Consider the following 14148-nt stretch of genomic DNA (forward strand, 5'->3'; position numbering starts at 1 on the left):
TTCAGGTGCGGGAGGGCCGCACGGGGATCAGCCCAGGACGGCCCGTGCGTCCAGCGCCAGGGCGCCGTCCGGGCGGACCAGCAACGGGTTGACCTCCAGCTCGGCGATCTCCGGATGCGCGGCGGCCACCGTCGTGATGCGTTCGATCACGGCCGCCGCGGCGGCCACGTCGACGGCCGGCCGGCCGCGGACACCCGAGAGCAGGGCGGCGGTCCGCAGCCCCCGCAGCAGCTCCTCGGCCCGCCGCGCCGGTACGGGCGCCAGCGCGAAGGCCACGTCGCGCAGGGTCTCGGTGAGGACCCCGCCGAGCCCGACCATGGCCACCGGTCCGAAGCGGGGGTCGCGGTTCACGCCCACGATCAGCTCGACGCCGTCCGAGAGGTCCGCCATCGCCTCGACCGAGTACGAGCCTGCGCCGAGCCGGGCGCGCATGCCCCGGTAGGCGGTGAGGAGCGCGTCCCGGTCGGCCAGGCGCAGCGCCACGCCGCCCGCGTCGGACTTGTGCAGGAGGTGCAGGGCCTTCAGCACGTACGGGCCCTCGAACTCCCCGGCCGCGGCCAGCACTCCGGCCTCGTCGGTGACCTCCCGCGCGGCCGGGAACGGCACACCGGCGGCGCCGAGGAGCCCGCGCACCCCGTGGTACCCGGCGTCCCGCAGCGGTGCGGCGGCGGCGGGCAGCGCGGAGAACTCCGGGGCCGCGCCCGCCGCCCGGCCGGTCATCGCCGACAGCGCGCGGGCGGCGTCCTCGGTGGCGGCGAACACCGGTATCCCGGCCCCGGCCAGCACCCGGCAGCTCGGCGACCGCGGATACATCGACTGCACCACCAGGGGCTTCGGCGACTCCGCGACATGGGTGACGATCTTCTCGGCGGCCCGCGTCTCACCCTCCGCGAGCGCGGAGCCGGCCGCCTGGCCGCCGCCCAGGCCGCCCTCGGACGCGGCGTACCCGCCGAAGTAGCCCGTCATCAGGACCGCGTCGACCTCCTCGGCGGCGAGCAGGTGCCCGACCGCGTCGGCGTACGAGAGGGGCTGCTGCTCGCCCATCCCCGCCAGGTCGACCGGATTGCCGACCGCGGACTGCTGCCACAGCACGGTCCGCAGCCCTGCCCGGGTCGCCTCCGCCAGCTCCGGCACGTCGAGCCCGGCGTCCTCGGCGGCGTCGGCCGCGATCGCCCCGTGGCCGCCGCCGTCGGTGAAGACGGCGGTCCGGCGCCCTCCCGTACGGGACCCGGGGCGGCTGCTCACGGCGGCCAGTACGACGGTCATCTCCCGGGGCGTGCGCACGAGTTCCACCCGCGCGTCGCGGCAGGCGGCGGCCACGACGTCGGCCGACGTGGTGAGCGCCCCGGTGTGCGACCGGGCGCTGCGGGCCGAGGCGGACCCGCGCCCGGCGGTGAGCAGGACCACCGGTTTGCCCGCCGCGGCGGCGGCCCGGGCGAAGGCCCTGCCGTCGCCGAAGTCCTCGGCGTACACGGCGATCGCCGCGGTGGGCTCGTGGCGGGCGCAGTCCTCGACGAGGTCGACGAGGGTGACGTCGGCCTGGTTGCCGAGGGAGACGAACCGGGAGAAGCCCAGGCCGTGCGGGGCGCCGCGGAGCTGGAGTTCGAGGGCGAGGTTGCCGCTCTGGCTCAGCAGGGCGATGCCGCCGGGCGCGAAACGGTCCGAGGCGAGGTACAGCTCGGTCGTGTTGTCCGCGATGCCCAGGCAGTTGGGTCCGACGAGCACGGCTCCGGCCTCCCGGACCCGGGCCACGATCGCGCGCTGGCGGGCCGCACCGGCCGGGCCGGCCTCGGCGAAGCCGGCGGTGATGCCGACGATCGCCTTAGCCCCACAGGCCAGGGCGTCTTCCACGGCGGCCTCGAACCCGCTGCCGGGGACGGAGATCACCACCAGCTCGACGGGTTCGCCGATCGCGGCGAGGGACGGGGCGGCCCGTCTGCCGAGGACGGTGCCGCCGCGCCGGTTCACCAGGTGCACCGGGCGCCGGCCGGGGGCGCGGAGCGCCTGGGAGGCCACCGCGTGGCCGTACTTCGCCGGATCGTCGCTCGCGCCGACCACGGCGACCGAGCGCGGGTCGAAGAGGGCGGTCAGATCACGTCCCATGTCACTTCTCCACTCGGAGGGCGGAGTTGGGGCAGCTCTCGGCGCAGGCGCGCGCCGCTTCCTCGGTGCCGGGCGGGACGGCGACGGCGATGACCTTTGCGTAGCCCCACTCGTCGAGTTCGACCAGGTGGGGTGCGTGTTCCTGGCACAGTCCGTAGCCCTGGCAGCGGGTGGAGTCCAGCAGGAGTTTCACGGTGTTCCTTTCAGCACGGACAAGCGGGGTACGGGCGCGTCGGCCATGGCCGCCTCGTTCGTGGCCGCCGCGTCCACGGCCGCGTCGGCGACCTCCGGGACGGCCACGGCGAGGCGGATCCCGTGACCGCCCCCGGGCAGGGCGGCGGAGCAGCGTGGACAGGGCTCCCGCAGGTGGGACCGGACGGGACCGGGGAAGGCGCGCAGAAGGCTGCCGGCGATGCCCGCGGCGGCGTCGAGCAGGCCGCACGCGCCGCGCCCGCGCAGCCCCAGCGACCACCGCTCCAACTGGGCCGGGGTATCGGGCCCGGCGGTGCCCGCGGCGAGGGCGTGCACGGCGTCGCGGACCGCCGCGGTGCCCGAGACGCAGACCCCGCACTGCCGTGCGCTCTCTGCCGCGAGGTGGCCGACGGCGTCGGCGGCGGTGCTCACCGGGCAGGCTCCGGCGGGGAGGAAGCGGATCGCTCCGCAGCCCAGGGCCGTGCCCGCCGCGGCGAGCGCGCCGGGTTCGAGGGGGAGGTCCAGGGCGCGGGCGTCGACGAGCCCGCCGAACAGGCCGCCCATCAGGGCCCCGGCCGCGTCCGCGACGCCGAGCGCGGCGGCCAGCGCGCGCAGGGGAACTCCGTAGGGGACTTCGGTGAGGACGGGGGTCGCGCTCCCGCCGGACAGGGTCAGCAGGGTGGAGCGGGCGACGGCCTGCCGGAGGTCGGGGCGGGCAGCGATGAGGGCGATGCGGGCGAGGGTCTCGACGTTGGAGACCAGGGTCGGGGCGCCGCCGACACCGCGTTCGAAGGGGCGGGGCGGCTTGGCGGTGGGCAGGGCGGGCCCGCCGTCGATCCGGCGGACGACCGCGCTCTCCTCCCCGGCGACGTAGGCGTGGGCGGTCTCGACGACCTCGACGGGCAGCCACGGCTCCCGTTCGGCGAGGGCCCGGCGGACGCGGTCCGCGGACACCGGGTCCGAGAGGTAGACGTAGCCCCGCACGGCGCGGGTGACCGCGGCGGCGTGGACGAGGCCGTCGAGGACCAGATGGGGCCTGGCCCGCAGCAGCCAGCGGTCCTTGACCGAGCCGGGCTCGCCCTCCTCGCCGTTCGCCACCACCACCGGGACGCCGCCGCGCTCGCGGACGGCACGCAGTTTGACGGCGGCCGGGAAGCCGGCCCCGCCGCGCCCGCGCAGACCGGATGCGGCGAGGTGGCGCAGCAGCTCGTCCGGGCCGGTGGCGTCGGCGTAGCCACCGGTGGCGAGGTAGGCCTCGGCGTCCTCCGCCGCGCCCGGTGCGGCTCCGAGCACGGAGCCCGGTGGCGGCCCCGTCGGGAATCGGATCGTGGTCATCGGCTGCTTCCTGTCCGGGAGTTGGTGCGCAGGGTCCGTACGGCGGTTTCGAGTGCGGCACGGTCCCCTGCGGTGCGGGCGTATCCCGTTCCCGGGAGGCCGATGAGCATGCGGTGGTGGTCGAGGACCACCTCGCCGGCGAGCAGGGCGGCCGCGCGGTCGCCCGGCCCGGGGTCGTCGGCCGCGGCGGTCACCAGCGCGGCCACCTCGGTGAGGTAGCGCAGCCAGCCGCGCCGGCTGCCCCGCAGGATCAGGCGCTCCAGGCGGCGCCGCTCGAAGGCCACCAGCTCGGGAGGCGGGGCGGGCTCCGGGGGGTCTGTGTGCCCCGTGGGTTCCGCGGGCTCCATGGGCTCGGGCTCCATGGGCTCTATGGGTTCCGTGCGCCCGGTGGGTTCCGTAGGGGGACGGTGCGAGGAAGCGCGCAGGGCGGCGACCGCAGAGGGCAGTTCCCGCTCCGGTTCGGGGGTGAGCCCGAGCCAGTCCAGACGCCGACGACCGCTCATGCGTGCCTCCGGGAGGGTGGGGGTGCCGTGAGCGACCGGGCCGGTGACGGGAGCCGGGGGCGGGATGGGGATGCCCGGGGCTCACCGCGGGGACGCCGAAGGCGTGCGGCAGGAAGGGCTGGAGGTGGGTGCGGGCCCGGGCGGGTGCCAGGGCGGCGGGGCTGCGTCCGGCCCGACAAAAAGCCCAGAAGTGGATGAACGCCGGTGCAGCGACGAGAATTACGCTAGCTGACCGATCGGTCAGCGTACAAGTCTTGACCCGGCGGAAATCAGCCAGCAATCTGACTGTCCAATCGGTCAGCAAGGCCCCGGCGTCTGCCCCGGCCCGCTGCCCACCGCTGTGTCGTCTCGATGCCCCTTGCCGAGACCGATCGCCGCACCGCCGGTACGGAGGAGTCGCCCGATGTACTCCAGAGCCCCCGAACTGCCCCCGGCCGACCAGCCGGTCCCGCCCGACCAGGCACCCCCGGACGCCCCCGGGCCCGCGCTGTCAGCCCGCTACTACACCGATCCCGACACGGCCGCCGACGAGATCCGGCACGTCTTCGCCAAGGCCTGGCAGCTCGTCTGCCACGAGTCCGACCTGCCGAATCCGGGAGCCCGGCTCGCCGCCACCGTCGCGGGCCGCGAGGTGCTCGTCGTCCGCACCGAGGACGGCGGCCTCGCCGCCCACCTCAACGTGTGCCGCCACCGCGGAACGCGCCTGGTCACGGCCCCCGAACCGGCCGGCAAGGCGATCCGCTGCCCCTACCACGGCTGGACCTACCGCCTCGACGGAAGCCTGGTCGGAGCCCCCGAGGCGCGGCAGATCCCCTGCCTCGACAAGCCCGCGCTCGGCCTGTTCCCGGCCCGCGTCGAATCCTTCATCGGCTTCGTGTTCGTCAACCTCGACCTCGACGCCGTACCCCTGGCGGAACAGTGCGCCGGGCTCGCCGAGGCAGTCGGCCACTACGCCGGGGCCGGCCTGGTACCGGTCGGCCGTGCCCGGATCCACGACCTGGCCGGAGCCGAGGTGCAGGAGGCCAACTGGAAGGTGACGGTCGACAATTACCTGGAGGGCTACCACGTACCGGTGGCCCACCCCGGCCTGATGCGGCTGCTCGACTACCAGGCCTACACCTGCGAGATCGAGGAGTCCTACGCACTGTTCGCCTCGCCCCTGCGGGACAAGCCGTCCTCGAACTGGGCCGAGCACCTCTACCAGCGCATCGCCGCCCCCATGCCCGGCCTCGCCGAAGCCGACCGGCGGGTCTGGCGGTACGCGGTCATCTACCCGAACACCCTGATCGACTTCTACCCCGACCACGTCCTGGCCTGGACCGCGATCCCGACGGCGGTGGACCGGGTGGCCGTCCCCGGCGCGTTCTACACCCGGCGCGGTACGGGTCTGCGCACCCGCCTCGCCCGCCGCCTGAACATCCACATCGGCTGGATCACCAACGACGAGGACGTCGAGCTGGTCGCCCGCGTGCAGAAGGGGCTCTCCACCCCCGGCTTCGAGCCCGGCCCGCTCTCCCTCCGCGAGTCGGCGGTCGCCTGGTTCGCCGGCCGCATCCGGGCGGACCTGGACGCCGGAGCCGATCCCGGCATGGCCGCCGCCGAGCGCTGAACCACCCCTGAGGCCCTTCGTCCGCCGGCCCGGCCCGGCCTAGTCCAGCCCAGTCCAGTCCAGCCCAATCCAGTCCAGCACAGCCCCGCTCCGCCCCCGCCCGCGCACGTCTTCCCACCCGCCGTCCCCCACGGCCCCCTACGGAGAGGACCCCGCATGTCCCCCGAGGCACACCCCCTGTCCAGACGCTCCCTCCTCCGCGCCGGCACCGCCGCCGCCCTCGGCCTCACGGCAGCCGGCTGCGGATTCGCGTCCGGTGACGACCCGGCCGGCAAACCGGCCGAGGAGACGCCGATCGACGTCAAGGTCGACGGCGACCTCGTCTACTTCAACTGGGCCGACTTCGTCGACCCGGCCGTCTTCGAAGGCTTCGAGAAGGAGTACGGCGTCAAGGTCGTCCAGTCGAACTTCGACTCGATGGAAGGCATGGCCGCCAAGCTCAACTCCGGGAACCAGTACGACATCATCTTCCCCACGGCGAAATGGTCCCAGCGCCTCGCCGCCGGCGGCAGGCTGCGGGCGATCGACCACACCCGGCTGAAGAACGCCGAGGCCGTCTTCGGCGGCTACGACTACTTCGCCGACCCCTGGTACGACCCCCGCTCGCAGCACACCGTGCCCTTCACCATGTACAAGACCGGCATCGGCTGGCGCCGCGACCGGCTCGGTGATCTGACCGGTTCCTGGGACGACCTGTGGAACGAGCAGGCCAAGGGCAAGGTCTTCGTACTCGACGACCGCGACGAGGTGCTCGGCATGGGCGCGCTCAAGCTCGGCCTCGACCTGACCACCGACGACCAGGGCGACCTCGCCCGCGTCACCGACACCCTGCGCTCGCTCCGCCCCCGCCTGCGCGGCTTCTCCAGCGACAGCTACAACAACCTGCTCAACGGCAACGCCGACATGACCCAGGCGTGGAGCGGGGACATGGCCGCCATGCTCGCCCAGGCGGAGGACCCCGCCGTCTTCGGATTCGAAGTCGCCCGCGAGGGCGCCCCCGTCAACTCCGACTGCTACGCGATCCCCGTCGACGCGCAGCACCCCGGCACCGCGATGCTCTTCATCGACTACATGCTCCGCCCTTCGAGCGTGAAGAAGAACATCGAGTACATCGGCTACCCCATGCCGGTCCGCGGCAGCGAGGACACGTACACCGCGCTCGTGGAGCCCTTCCCCCAGTGCCAGGTGACGGCGGCCGACCTCAAGGACGACCTCTACTTCCGCAACGGCACGGCGAAGGGCGAGCAGCACCGCGACGCCGCCTGGACCGATGTGAAGGCCGGCTGACATGGCACGACCTGATCCCCGGGATCCGCAGGGCCGGTCCGGCCCGGCCCGTCCGCCGCGCGCGGGCCGGGCCGGGTCGGAGGCGAGGCTGTGGACCTGGTTCATGCTCCCCGGCACCCTGTGGATGACCGGCTTCCTCCTCGCCTCCCTGCTCCTGGTCGCCACCCTCGCCTTCGGCACCACCGACCCGCTCGGAAATCCGCGCTTCGGGCTCAACTTCGAGAACTTCGCCGCGCTCGCCGATCCGGCCTACCGCACCGTCCTGCTGCGCTCGCTCGGCTACGCGCTGATCACCTGCCTCATCTGCCTGGCCGTGGCCTACCCCGTCGCCTACGCCATCGCCCTGCGCGGCGGCCGCTTCAAGAACCTGCTGATCGCCGCGATCGTCGTCCCGTTCTTCGCCAACTACCTGGTGCGGATGTACGGCTGGTCCGTCGTGCTCTCCGACGACGGGCCGGCGCTGAGGGCCCTGCGCGCGATCGGCCTCGCCGACGGCGACACCAAGATCCTCCAGACCGGCCCGGGGGTCATCGCCGGACTCGTCTACGGCTTCGTCGTCTTCATGATCATCCCGCTGTACGCGGCCATGGAGCGTATGGACACCTCACTGATCGAAGCCGGACGCGACCTCTACGGCGGCCCCCTGAGGACCTTCCTCTTCGTCACCGTGCCCGCCACCCGCCAGGGCGCGGCCGCCGGCTGCGTCCTCGTCTTCCTGCCCGCCATGGGCGACTTCGTCAGCGCACAGCTCATGGGAGGCCCCGACCAGATCATGATCGGCAACCTGATCCAGGACAAGTTCTTCCAGGGCCAGAACTGGCCCCTCGGCTCGGCCCTGACCATCCTGCTGATGGCGGTCCTGCTGCTCGGGATGCTCGGCTACCTGAGGCGCACCCGCAAGGACGAGGCGGAGGCGGTCCGATGACCCCGCGCCGCCCCGGCAGACGGCGCCGCGGAGCCGACCGCCCGCCCCGGTTCGTCATCGCCGTCACCGCGGTCTTCTTCGCGCTGCTCTACCTCCCCGTCGGCGTCGTCGTCCTGTTCTCCTTCAACGCGCAGAAGTCCCTCACCGTCTTCGACGGGGTGAGCCTGCGCTGGTACGCCGCCTTCCTCCGCGACGACGTGCTCATCGACTCGCTCGGCATGAGCCTGCGGGTGTCCCTCGTCGCGATGGCCGCCTCGCTCCTCCTCGGGGTGGCCCTCGCCCTGGGCCTGGTCCGCGGCCGCGGCCGCCTCGGCTCCTTCGCCGGTCTGGTCATGCTCGTACCGCTGATCACCCCTGAAATCGTCACCGGCGTCGCCGCGATGATGCTCTTCAAGGGCCTCGGCATCACCCTGTCCACCACCACCGTGATGCTCGCCGAGATCACCTTCTCCATCTCCTACGTCACCGTCATCCTGCGCTCCCGCATCGCCGCCCTCAATCCGGAGGTCGAGGAGGCGGCGATGGACCTCGGAGCCACCCGTCGGCAGGCCCTGCGCCTGGTGACCCTGCCCGCGCTGCTCCCCGGCATCCTCGCGTCCGGGGTGCTGATCTTCGCCCTGGTCTTCGACGATTTCGTCCTCGCCTACTTCACCACCGGCGTCGACCCGCAACCGCTCTCCGTCCGCATCTACTCGGCGATCCGGTTCGGCGTCCAGCCCACCATCAACGCCGTCGGCACCCTGATGCTCGTCGGCTCCATCGCCCTCATCGCGCTCGCACTCGCCATCCCGCGCCTCTTCGGCCGCCGAGGCGGCCTCGATCTGCTCCCGGGGAAGTGACACCCATGCAGCACCCGAACCCTGATCCGCCCGCGGACGCACACGCCGGCGGCCCGCACGCCGCCGAACCGCACGCCGTGGACGCGCGCCCCGCCGTCCGGCTCGACCGGGTCTCCAAGCGGTACCGCACCACGGACACCTACGCGGTCCACGACGTCACCCTCGACATCGCCCCGGGCGAGTTCTTCTCCCTCCTCGGCCCCTCCGGCTGCGGGAAGACCACCTTGCTGCGCATGACCGGCGGCTTCGCCGATCCCACGGAAGGCAGGGTCCTGCTCGACGGCGAGGACGTCACGGGCCTGCCGCCCAACAAGCGCAACGTCAACACCGTCTTCCAGAGCTACGCCCTCTTCGACCACCTCTCCCTCGCCGACAACGTGGCCTTCGGCCTCAAGCGCAGCGGTGTTCCCCGCGCCGAGATCCGCCAACGGGTCGGCGACATGCTGGACCTCGTCCAGCTCGGGGACCTGGCCGGCCGCAAACCGCCCACCCTCTCCGGCGGCCAGCGCCAGCGCGTCGCCCTCGCCCGCGCCCTGGTCAACCGGCCCCAAGTCCTGCTCCTGGACGAGCCGCTGGCCGCCCTCGACCTGAAGCTGCGCCGCCGGATGCAGGTCGAGCTCAAGCAGATCCAGCGGGAGGTCGGCATCACCTTCGTCTTCGTCACCCACGACCAGGACGAGGCCCTGACCATGTCGGACCGGCTCGCCGTCATGAACGAGGGCCGCATCGAGCAGTGCGGCACGCCGGAGGACGTCTACGAACGCCCCACGAGCAGCTTCACGGCCTCCTTCATGGGCACCTCCAACCTGGTCCCGGGGACCTACCGATCCGGCCGTGTCGTCCTCGACCAAGGCCCCGCCCTGCCCGTCGGCCCCCGGTCCGGCGTCCCCGACGGCAGCCGGGTCAGCCTCTCGATCCGCCCCGAGAAGATCTGGCTCTCCGGCTTCGAACCGGGCATGGCGCAGGTCAGCGGGGTCGTCCGGGAGACCGTCTACTGCGGTCCGACCACCACCTACCTCATCGAACTCGCCCCCGGCGTCACGGTGTCCGTCCTGGAGCAGAACACCGTCCGCTCCCGCATGGAGGACCGCTGGAGCGGCGGCGAGCAGGTCGAGATCGGGTGGAACCCCGAACACTGCCTGGTCCTCGACTGACCGATCCCCGGCGGTCCCCGCCCCGGCGGTCCCCGCGCCCCAGCGGGCCGGGAGCCACGCCCGGAGCCGGTGCGTAGCCCGCATCCGGTGCGCAGCCCGGAGCAGGTGCCGCCGCCGGTCCGGAGCCGGACGCCGGAGGCGCCCCCGGGGCCCCGCATCCCCAGCCGCCCACCACCCCGCCCACGCCCCCGCCGCCGTCCGGCTCCGGCACCGACCGAAGGAAGCCCACCCATGAACCACGACGTCATCGTGCTCGGCGCCGGACTGGCAGGTCTCGCCGCCGCGCGCGACCTGGCCGCGGGCGGGGCCGACGTCCTCGTCGTCGAGGCCCGCGACCGCGTCGGCGGACGCGTCGAGCAGACCACCCTCCCCGACGGCAGGCTGGTCCAGCTCGGCGGGGAGGTGGTGGGCCGGGCCCACACCGCGTACACCGCCCTGGCCGCGGAACTGGGCCTCACGCTGGTCCCCAGCTACGTCGCCGAGCCCGGCGCCCTCACCCGCGCCACCCCCGAAGGAGTCTCCGCCGCGGACCCGCCCCACTGGTTCGGCCCCGGCGACGACGCCTGCCACACCAAGGTCACCGCCGCCTTCACGGCGCTCGCCGCCACCGTCGACCCGGCCGACCCCTGGTCCCACCCCGAGGCCGCGCGCCTCGACCTGCTGTCCGTCGGCGACTGGCTCCGCGCCCAGGGCGCCACCGGGGCCGTCGTACGCCTCTGGGAGATCGGCCGACTCGCCCTCGCCGACGGCTCCTGCGAACGGACCTCCCTGCTCGCGGCCCTCCGCAAACACGCCGCCGTACCCGGCACCGGACACTACGAGTACGAGGCCTGGGAGGGCCTGCGCGTCGCCGAGGGCTCGGCGACCGTGGCCCTGCGCATGGCCGAGGCCCTCGGCGGCCGGATCCGTACGGGCTCACCCGTCGAGGGAGTCGCGGTACGCCGGCCCGGCCGCAGCTCCGTACGCCTGGCCGGCGGCAAAACCCTCACCGCCGCCGCCGTGGTCAGCGCCCTCCCCGCCGGCCCGCTCCGCTCGGTCGCCGTCACCGGGGTCTCCGACGAGCGACTCTCCTCCCTGCACCGCCAACGCCACGCCCTCGCCGCCAAGTTCACCGCCGCGTACCCCCGGCCCTTCTGGCGCGACCAGGGCCTCAGCGGCCTCTCCGAAAGCGAGGGGATCCTCGGCAGCACCTGGCCGCAGAGCCACGGCATCCTCTCCGCCCTCGTCCCGCCCGAACGCTACGGCGTCCTCCTCGGTACGCCCGCCCCCCTGCGCACCGCCGAACTGCTGGCCGACATCGCGCGCCTGTACGGCGACGAGGCGAACCGGCCGCTCGACACGTTCATCCGCATGTGGGGCACCGACCCGTGGACCCAGGGGTACGTCACCCAGTGGACCCCCGGCGACGTCATGGCCGTCGGCCCCCTGCACGGCACCCACGAACCGCCCTTCTACGTCTGCGGATCCGACCAGTGGGTGGCCGGCTACATGGAAGGCGCCGTCCGCACCGGACGCGCCGCCGCCGAGGAGGCCCTGCGCCGTGGCTGACGCCCCGCACCACCACACCGGGCCGCCCCTGCACAACCACATCGGGGGAGTGGACCGGCCCGCCGCCTCGGGCGCGACCATGGCCCTCACCGACCCGGCCACCGGCCGCGTGCACCGCCACGCCCCGCGCTCGGGTCCCGCCGACACGGACGCGGCCTGCTTCGCGGCGGCGGCCGCGTTCGGGCACTGGTCCACCACGACCCCGGCAGTCCGGCAGCGCGCCCTCCTCGGGATCGCCGACGCCATCGAGGCGCACGCGGAGGCCTTCACGGCCGCCGAGACCGGGGACACGGGCAAGCCCGCCGAGCAGTTCAGGGACGATGAGCTGCCCGCGATCGCCGACGCCGTCCGCTACTTCGCCGGAGCCGCGCGGAACCTTCCGGGCGCCGCCGCGGCCGAGTACACGGAGGGCCGCACCTCCCTGCTGCGCCGCGAACCGGTCGGGGTCTGCGCCCAGATCACCCCCTGGAACTACCCGCTGATGATGGCCGCATGGAAGATCGCCCCGGCCATCGCCGCCGGCAACACGACCGTGCTCAAGCCCGCCGACACCACCCCCTCCTCGTCCCTGCTCCTGGCCCGGATCGCCGCGGAACACCTGCCGCCGGGCGTGCTCAACGTCGTCTGCGGAGACCGCGACACCGGCCGCGCCCTCACCGCCCATCCGGCGGTCGCCCTGATCGCCGTCACCGGCAGCGTCCGAGCCGGACAGGAGATCGCGGCGGCCGCCGCGGCCGGCCTCAAGCGGGTCCACCTGGAACTCGGCGGCAACGCACCCGTCATCGTCCACGAGGACGCGGACGTGAAGCCCACCGCCGCGTCCCTGGCCGCGGTCGCCTACTACAACGCCGGCCAGGACTGCACCGCGCCCACCCGGCTCCTGGTCCACCGCCGGATCCACGACGCGTTCCTCCCGGCCCTCGCCGCCGAGGCGGCCCGACTCCGCGCCGGCACCGACTTCGGCCCCCTCAACAACACCGTCCAACTCGCCTCCGTACAGGGCCTGCTGGACCGCCTGCCACCCCACGCCCGCATCGTCACCGGCGGCCGCCGGCTGCCGCGCCCGGGCTTCTTCCACGAGCCCACCGTGGTCGCGGGCGTCCGCCAGGACGACGAGATCGTGCAGGAGGAGATCTTCGGACCCGTCGTGACCGTCCAGCCCTTCGCGGACGAGGCCGAGGCCCTGCACCTCGCCAACGCGGTGCGCTTCGGCCTGGCCGCGAGCGTGTGGACCACCGACCACGATCGCGCGATGCGGGCCACCCGCGCCCTGCACACCGGCATCGTCTGGGTGAACACCCACGGCACCACGGTCTCCGAGATGCCCCACGGCGGAGTCAAGCACTCCGGCTACGGCAGCGACCTCTCCCTGTCCGGCCTCCTGGACTACACGCAGGTCAAGCACGTCATGCTGTGAGCGGGGCCGCCAGGGACGGGTAGTCCAGGACCAGACCGTCGTCGTCGAAGCCGACGTCCGCGCGGAAGCCGCCGGACTCGTAGCGGACGCGCGCGCCGTGTCCGGCGCGCGCGAGAGGCGTGTACGTCTGCCGGTTCGCGCTGACGGCGAGGTCCGGGACGGAGACCCAGGCCATGAGGAAGTGGTGCGGTCCGGTTCCGGGCCGCCGGTGCAGGCCGTGGCGGAGCACGGGCATGGTGTTGGTCAGCGGGCAGAGGCCCAGGTCGCAGTCGAGCGCACCGTCGAGATCGGGGCGGTACGCGCCGTCCACGGTCCAGCGTCCGCGGTCGCCCCGCAGGTCCAGCTCCCGGGTCGACGCCGCCGTCTCGACCGTCACGTGGAGGCGCGAGGTCACGTAGCCGTCGGAGGTTTCGAGCGTGTACGTCAGCCAGTACGGCTCGGGGTCCAGGCCGACGGAGCGCCCGCGCGCGGTCAGGGCGCCCTGGGCGAGGTCGACCCACGCGGTCGAGTAACCCGAGCCGGGGAAGACCTCCCAGGTGCGCACGAGGCGCCGGGATCCGCTCATGCCGTCACCGTACCGGCTGCTCAGGCCCCCTCGGCGGAAGCGGGGTCGTCCAGGGCCGGGAGCGTCAGCGGTACGTTGCCGCGCACTGCCTGCGCGTAGGGGCAGACCGCGTCCGCCCGGTGCAGCAGCGGCTGGAGGTCCGCCGCCCGCCACCCCGGCAGGCTGACGGTGAGGGCCACCGCGAGGCCGTAGCCCGCGGGCGTGTCCGTGGTGCCGAGCTGTACTTCGCACGCCACGCGCGCGGCGGCGGCGTCCACCCCGAACTCGGCGGCGACCTCCGCGAGCGCGGAGGTGAAGCAGGCGGCGAAACCGGCCGCGAACAGCTGCTCGGGGTTGGGGTGGTGCCCGGGACCTTCTTGCGCGGCGGGGCGAGGCGGAGGTCCAGGCGCCCGTCGTCCGTGCGGACGGATCCGGTACGGCCCCCGGCGGCGTGCGCGGTCGTCCGGTACAGGCTGCGGGTGAGTGGCACGGTCATGGCGTTCGGCCCATCTTGCTCGACGAGGACGCTGCCCGGGCGCGGACAGCGGAAGGCGCCGCTGGTGCGGCACCTCGCGCGTCGTCGTGCGTAACCGGGTACGGCGCATCTCGTCGGGGGCCTCGGGTCGGCCGCCGGACAATCTAGTGCTGTGGCCGGAAAGGTTCACCGTGTCACGGCGCCCGGCACGGCACCT

13 protein-coding genes and 1 riboswitch are annotated in these 14148 nt (G+C 73.9%); of the genes, 7 read left to right on the plus strand and 6 right to left on the minus strand.

What is annotated here, in order from left to right:
* Positions 1–27: 27 nt before the first annotated feature.
* The 4 genes from AC061S_RS32280 to AC061S_RS32295 are packed head-to-tail and all read right to left on the minus strand — an operon-like array spanning position 28 to position 4133.
* On the minus strand, positions 28–2103 hold the full coding sequence (locus AC061S_RS32280) for an acetate--CoA ligase family protein (protein ID WP_478689430.1): 2076 nt from the start codon (positions 2101–2103) through the stop codon (positions 28–30).
* A gap of 1 nt (position 2104) precedes the next feature.
* Positions 2105–2296 carry a ferredoxin gene (locus AC061S_RS32285; RefSeq protein WP_478689431.1) on the minus strand — a complete coding sequence of 64 codons (192 nt, stop codon included), beginning with the start codon at positions 2294–2296 and terminating at the stop codon, positions 2105–2107.
* Positions 2293–3630 (minus strand): NADH-ubiquinone oxidoreductase-F iron-sulfur binding region domain-containing protein, encoded by a 1338-nt coding sequence (locus AC061S_RS32290; RefSeq protein WP_478689432.1) that lies wholly within the window; start codon positions 3628–3630, stop codon positions 2293–2295. Before AC061S_RS32290 ends, AC061S_RS32285 begins: the two co-directional genes overlap by 4 nt.
* A complete protein-coding gene (locus tag AC061S_RS32295) occupies positions 3627–4133 on the minus strand; it encodes a hypothetical protein (protein WP_478689433.1) in 507 nt (168 codons plus the stop codon). Before AC061S_RS32295 ends, AC061S_RS32290 begins: the two co-directional genes overlap by 4 nt.
* A 403-nt stretch (positions 4134–4536) precedes the next feature.
* Here AC061S_RS32295 and AC061S_RS32300 point away from each other — a divergent pair, with 403 nt between their 5' ends.
* The 7 genes from AC061S_RS32300 (at position 4537) to AC061S_RS32330 (ending at position 12912) form a co-directional block, all read left to right on the plus strand.
* Complete coding sequence (locus AC061S_RS32300; RefSeq protein ID WP_478689434.1) at positions 4537–5742, plus strand: aromatic ring-hydroxylating oxygenase subunit alpha; 1206 nt, start codon at positions 4537–4539, stop codon at positions 5740–5742.
* Between the two features lie 156 nt (positions 5743–5898).
* Positions 5899–7029, plus strand: a complete 1131-nt coding sequence (locus AC061S_RS32305; protein WP_478689435.1) for a polyamine ABC transporter substrate-binding protein — start codon at positions 5899–5901, stop codon at positions 7027–7029.
* Between the two features lies 1 nt (position 7030).
* The gene (locus tag AC061S_RS32310; RefSeq protein ID WP_478689436.1) at positions 7031–7954 is read left to right on the plus strand and encodes an ABC transporter permease; all 924 of its coding nucleotides are present in this window, start codon (positions 7031–7033) and stop codon (positions 7952–7954) included.
* Positions 7951–8793: an ABC transporter permease gene (locus AC061S_RS32315; protein ID WP_478689437.1), complete on the plus strand. Its 843-nt coding sequence runs from the start codon at positions 7951–7953 to the stop codon at positions 8791–8793. Before AC061S_RS32310 ends, AC061S_RS32315 begins: the two co-directional genes overlap by 4 nt.
* A gap of 5 nt (positions 8794–8798) precedes the next feature.
* Entirely contained in the window at positions 8799–9947 is a 1149-nt protein-coding gene (locus AC061S_RS32320) for an ABC transporter ATP-binding protein (protein WP_478689438.1), read from the plus strand.
* A 231-nt stretch (positions 9948–10178) separates the two neighbouring features.
* Entirely contained in the window at positions 10179–11495 is a 1317-nt protein-coding gene (locus tag AC061S_RS32325) for a flavin monoamine oxidase family protein (protein WP_478689439.1), read from the plus strand.
* 79 nt (positions 11496–11574) lie between these two features.
* Positions 11575–12912 carry an aminobutyraldehyde dehydrogenase gene (locus AC061S_RS32330; RefSeq protein WP_478689463.1) on the plus strand — a complete coding sequence of 446 codons (1338 nt, stop codon included), beginning with the start codon at positions 11575–11577 and terminating at the stop codon, positions 12910–12912.
* On the opposite strand, the gene AC061S_RS32335 is transcribed toward AC061S_RS32330, so the two are convergent.
* Both AC061S_RS32335 and AC061S_RS32340 read right to left on the minus strand, forming a co-directional pair.
* Positions 12902–13477, minus strand: coding sequence for a putative glycolipid-binding domain-containing protein (locus AC061S_RS32335; protein WP_478689440.1), 576 nt, complete (start codon positions 13475–13477; stop codon positions 12902–12904). The two genes, AC061S_RS32330 and AC061S_RS32335, sit on opposite strands and share 11 nt — an antisense overlap.
* Positions 13478–13497: 20 nt before the next feature.
* The gene (locus AC061S_RS32340; RefSeq protein WP_478689441.1) at positions 13498–14025 is read right to left on the minus strand and encodes an Ohr family peroxiredoxin; all 528 of its coding nucleotides are present in this window, start codon (positions 14023–14025) and stop codon (positions 13498–13500) included.
* Positions 14026–14027: 2 nt separating this feature from the next.
* Positions 14028–14090, minus strand: a riboswitch (guanidine-III (ykkC-III) riboswitch).
* Between the last annotated feature and the right edge of the window lie 58 nt (positions 14091–14148).

This window comes from Streptomyces sp. CA189 (genome assembly GCF_056428985.1).

What these genes read in the sequence shown, in the direction of transcription:
- AC061S_RS32280 (WP_478689430.1), bottom strand. Translation starts at nt 2,103, where the DNA reads ATGGGACGTGATCTGACCGCCCTCTTCGACCCGCGCTCGGTCGCCGTG.
- AC061S_RS32290 (WP_478689432.1), bottom strand. Translation starts at nt 3,630, where the DNA reads ATGACCACGATCCGATTCCCGACGGGGCCGCCACCGGGCTCCGTGCTC.
- AC061S_RS32295 (WP_478689433.1), bottom strand. Translation starts at nt 4,133, where the DNA reads ATGAGCGGTCGTCGGCGTCTGGACTGGCTCGGGCTCACCCCCGAACCG.
- AC061S_RS32300 (WP_478689434.1), top strand. Translation starts at nt 4,537, where the DNA reads ATGTACTCCAGAGCCCCCGAACTGCCCCCGGCCGACCAGCCGGTCCCG.
- AC061S_RS32305 (WP_478689435.1), top strand. Translation starts at nt 5,899, where the DNA reads ATGTCCCCCGAGGCACACCCCCTGTCCAGACGCTCCCTCCTCCGCGCC.
- AC061S_RS32310 (WP_478689436.1), top strand. Translation starts at nt 7,031, where the DNA reads ATGGCACGACCTGATCCCCGGGATCCGCAGGGCCGGTCCGGCCCGGCC.
- AC061S_RS32315 (WP_478689437.1), top strand. Translation starts at nt 7,951, where the DNA reads ATGACCCCGCGCCGCCCCGGCAGACGGCGCCGCGGAGCCGACCGCCCG.
- AC061S_RS32320 (WP_478689438.1), top strand. Translation starts at nt 8,799, where the DNA reads ATGCAGCACCCGAACCCTGATCCGCCCGCGGACGCACACGCCGGCGGC.
- AC061S_RS32325 (WP_478689439.1), top strand. Translation starts at nt 10,179, where the DNA reads ATGAACCACGACGTCATCGTGCTCGGCGCCGGACTGGCAGGTCTCGCC.
- AC061S_RS32330 (WP_478689463.1), top strand. Translation starts at nt 11,575, where the DNA reads ATGGCCCTCACCGACCCGGCCACCGGCCGCGTGCACCGCCACGCCCCG.
- AC061S_RS32335 (WP_478689440.1), bottom strand. Translation starts at nt 13,477, where the DNA reads ATGAGCGGATCCCGGCGCCTCGTGCGCACCTGGGAGGTCTTCCCCGGC.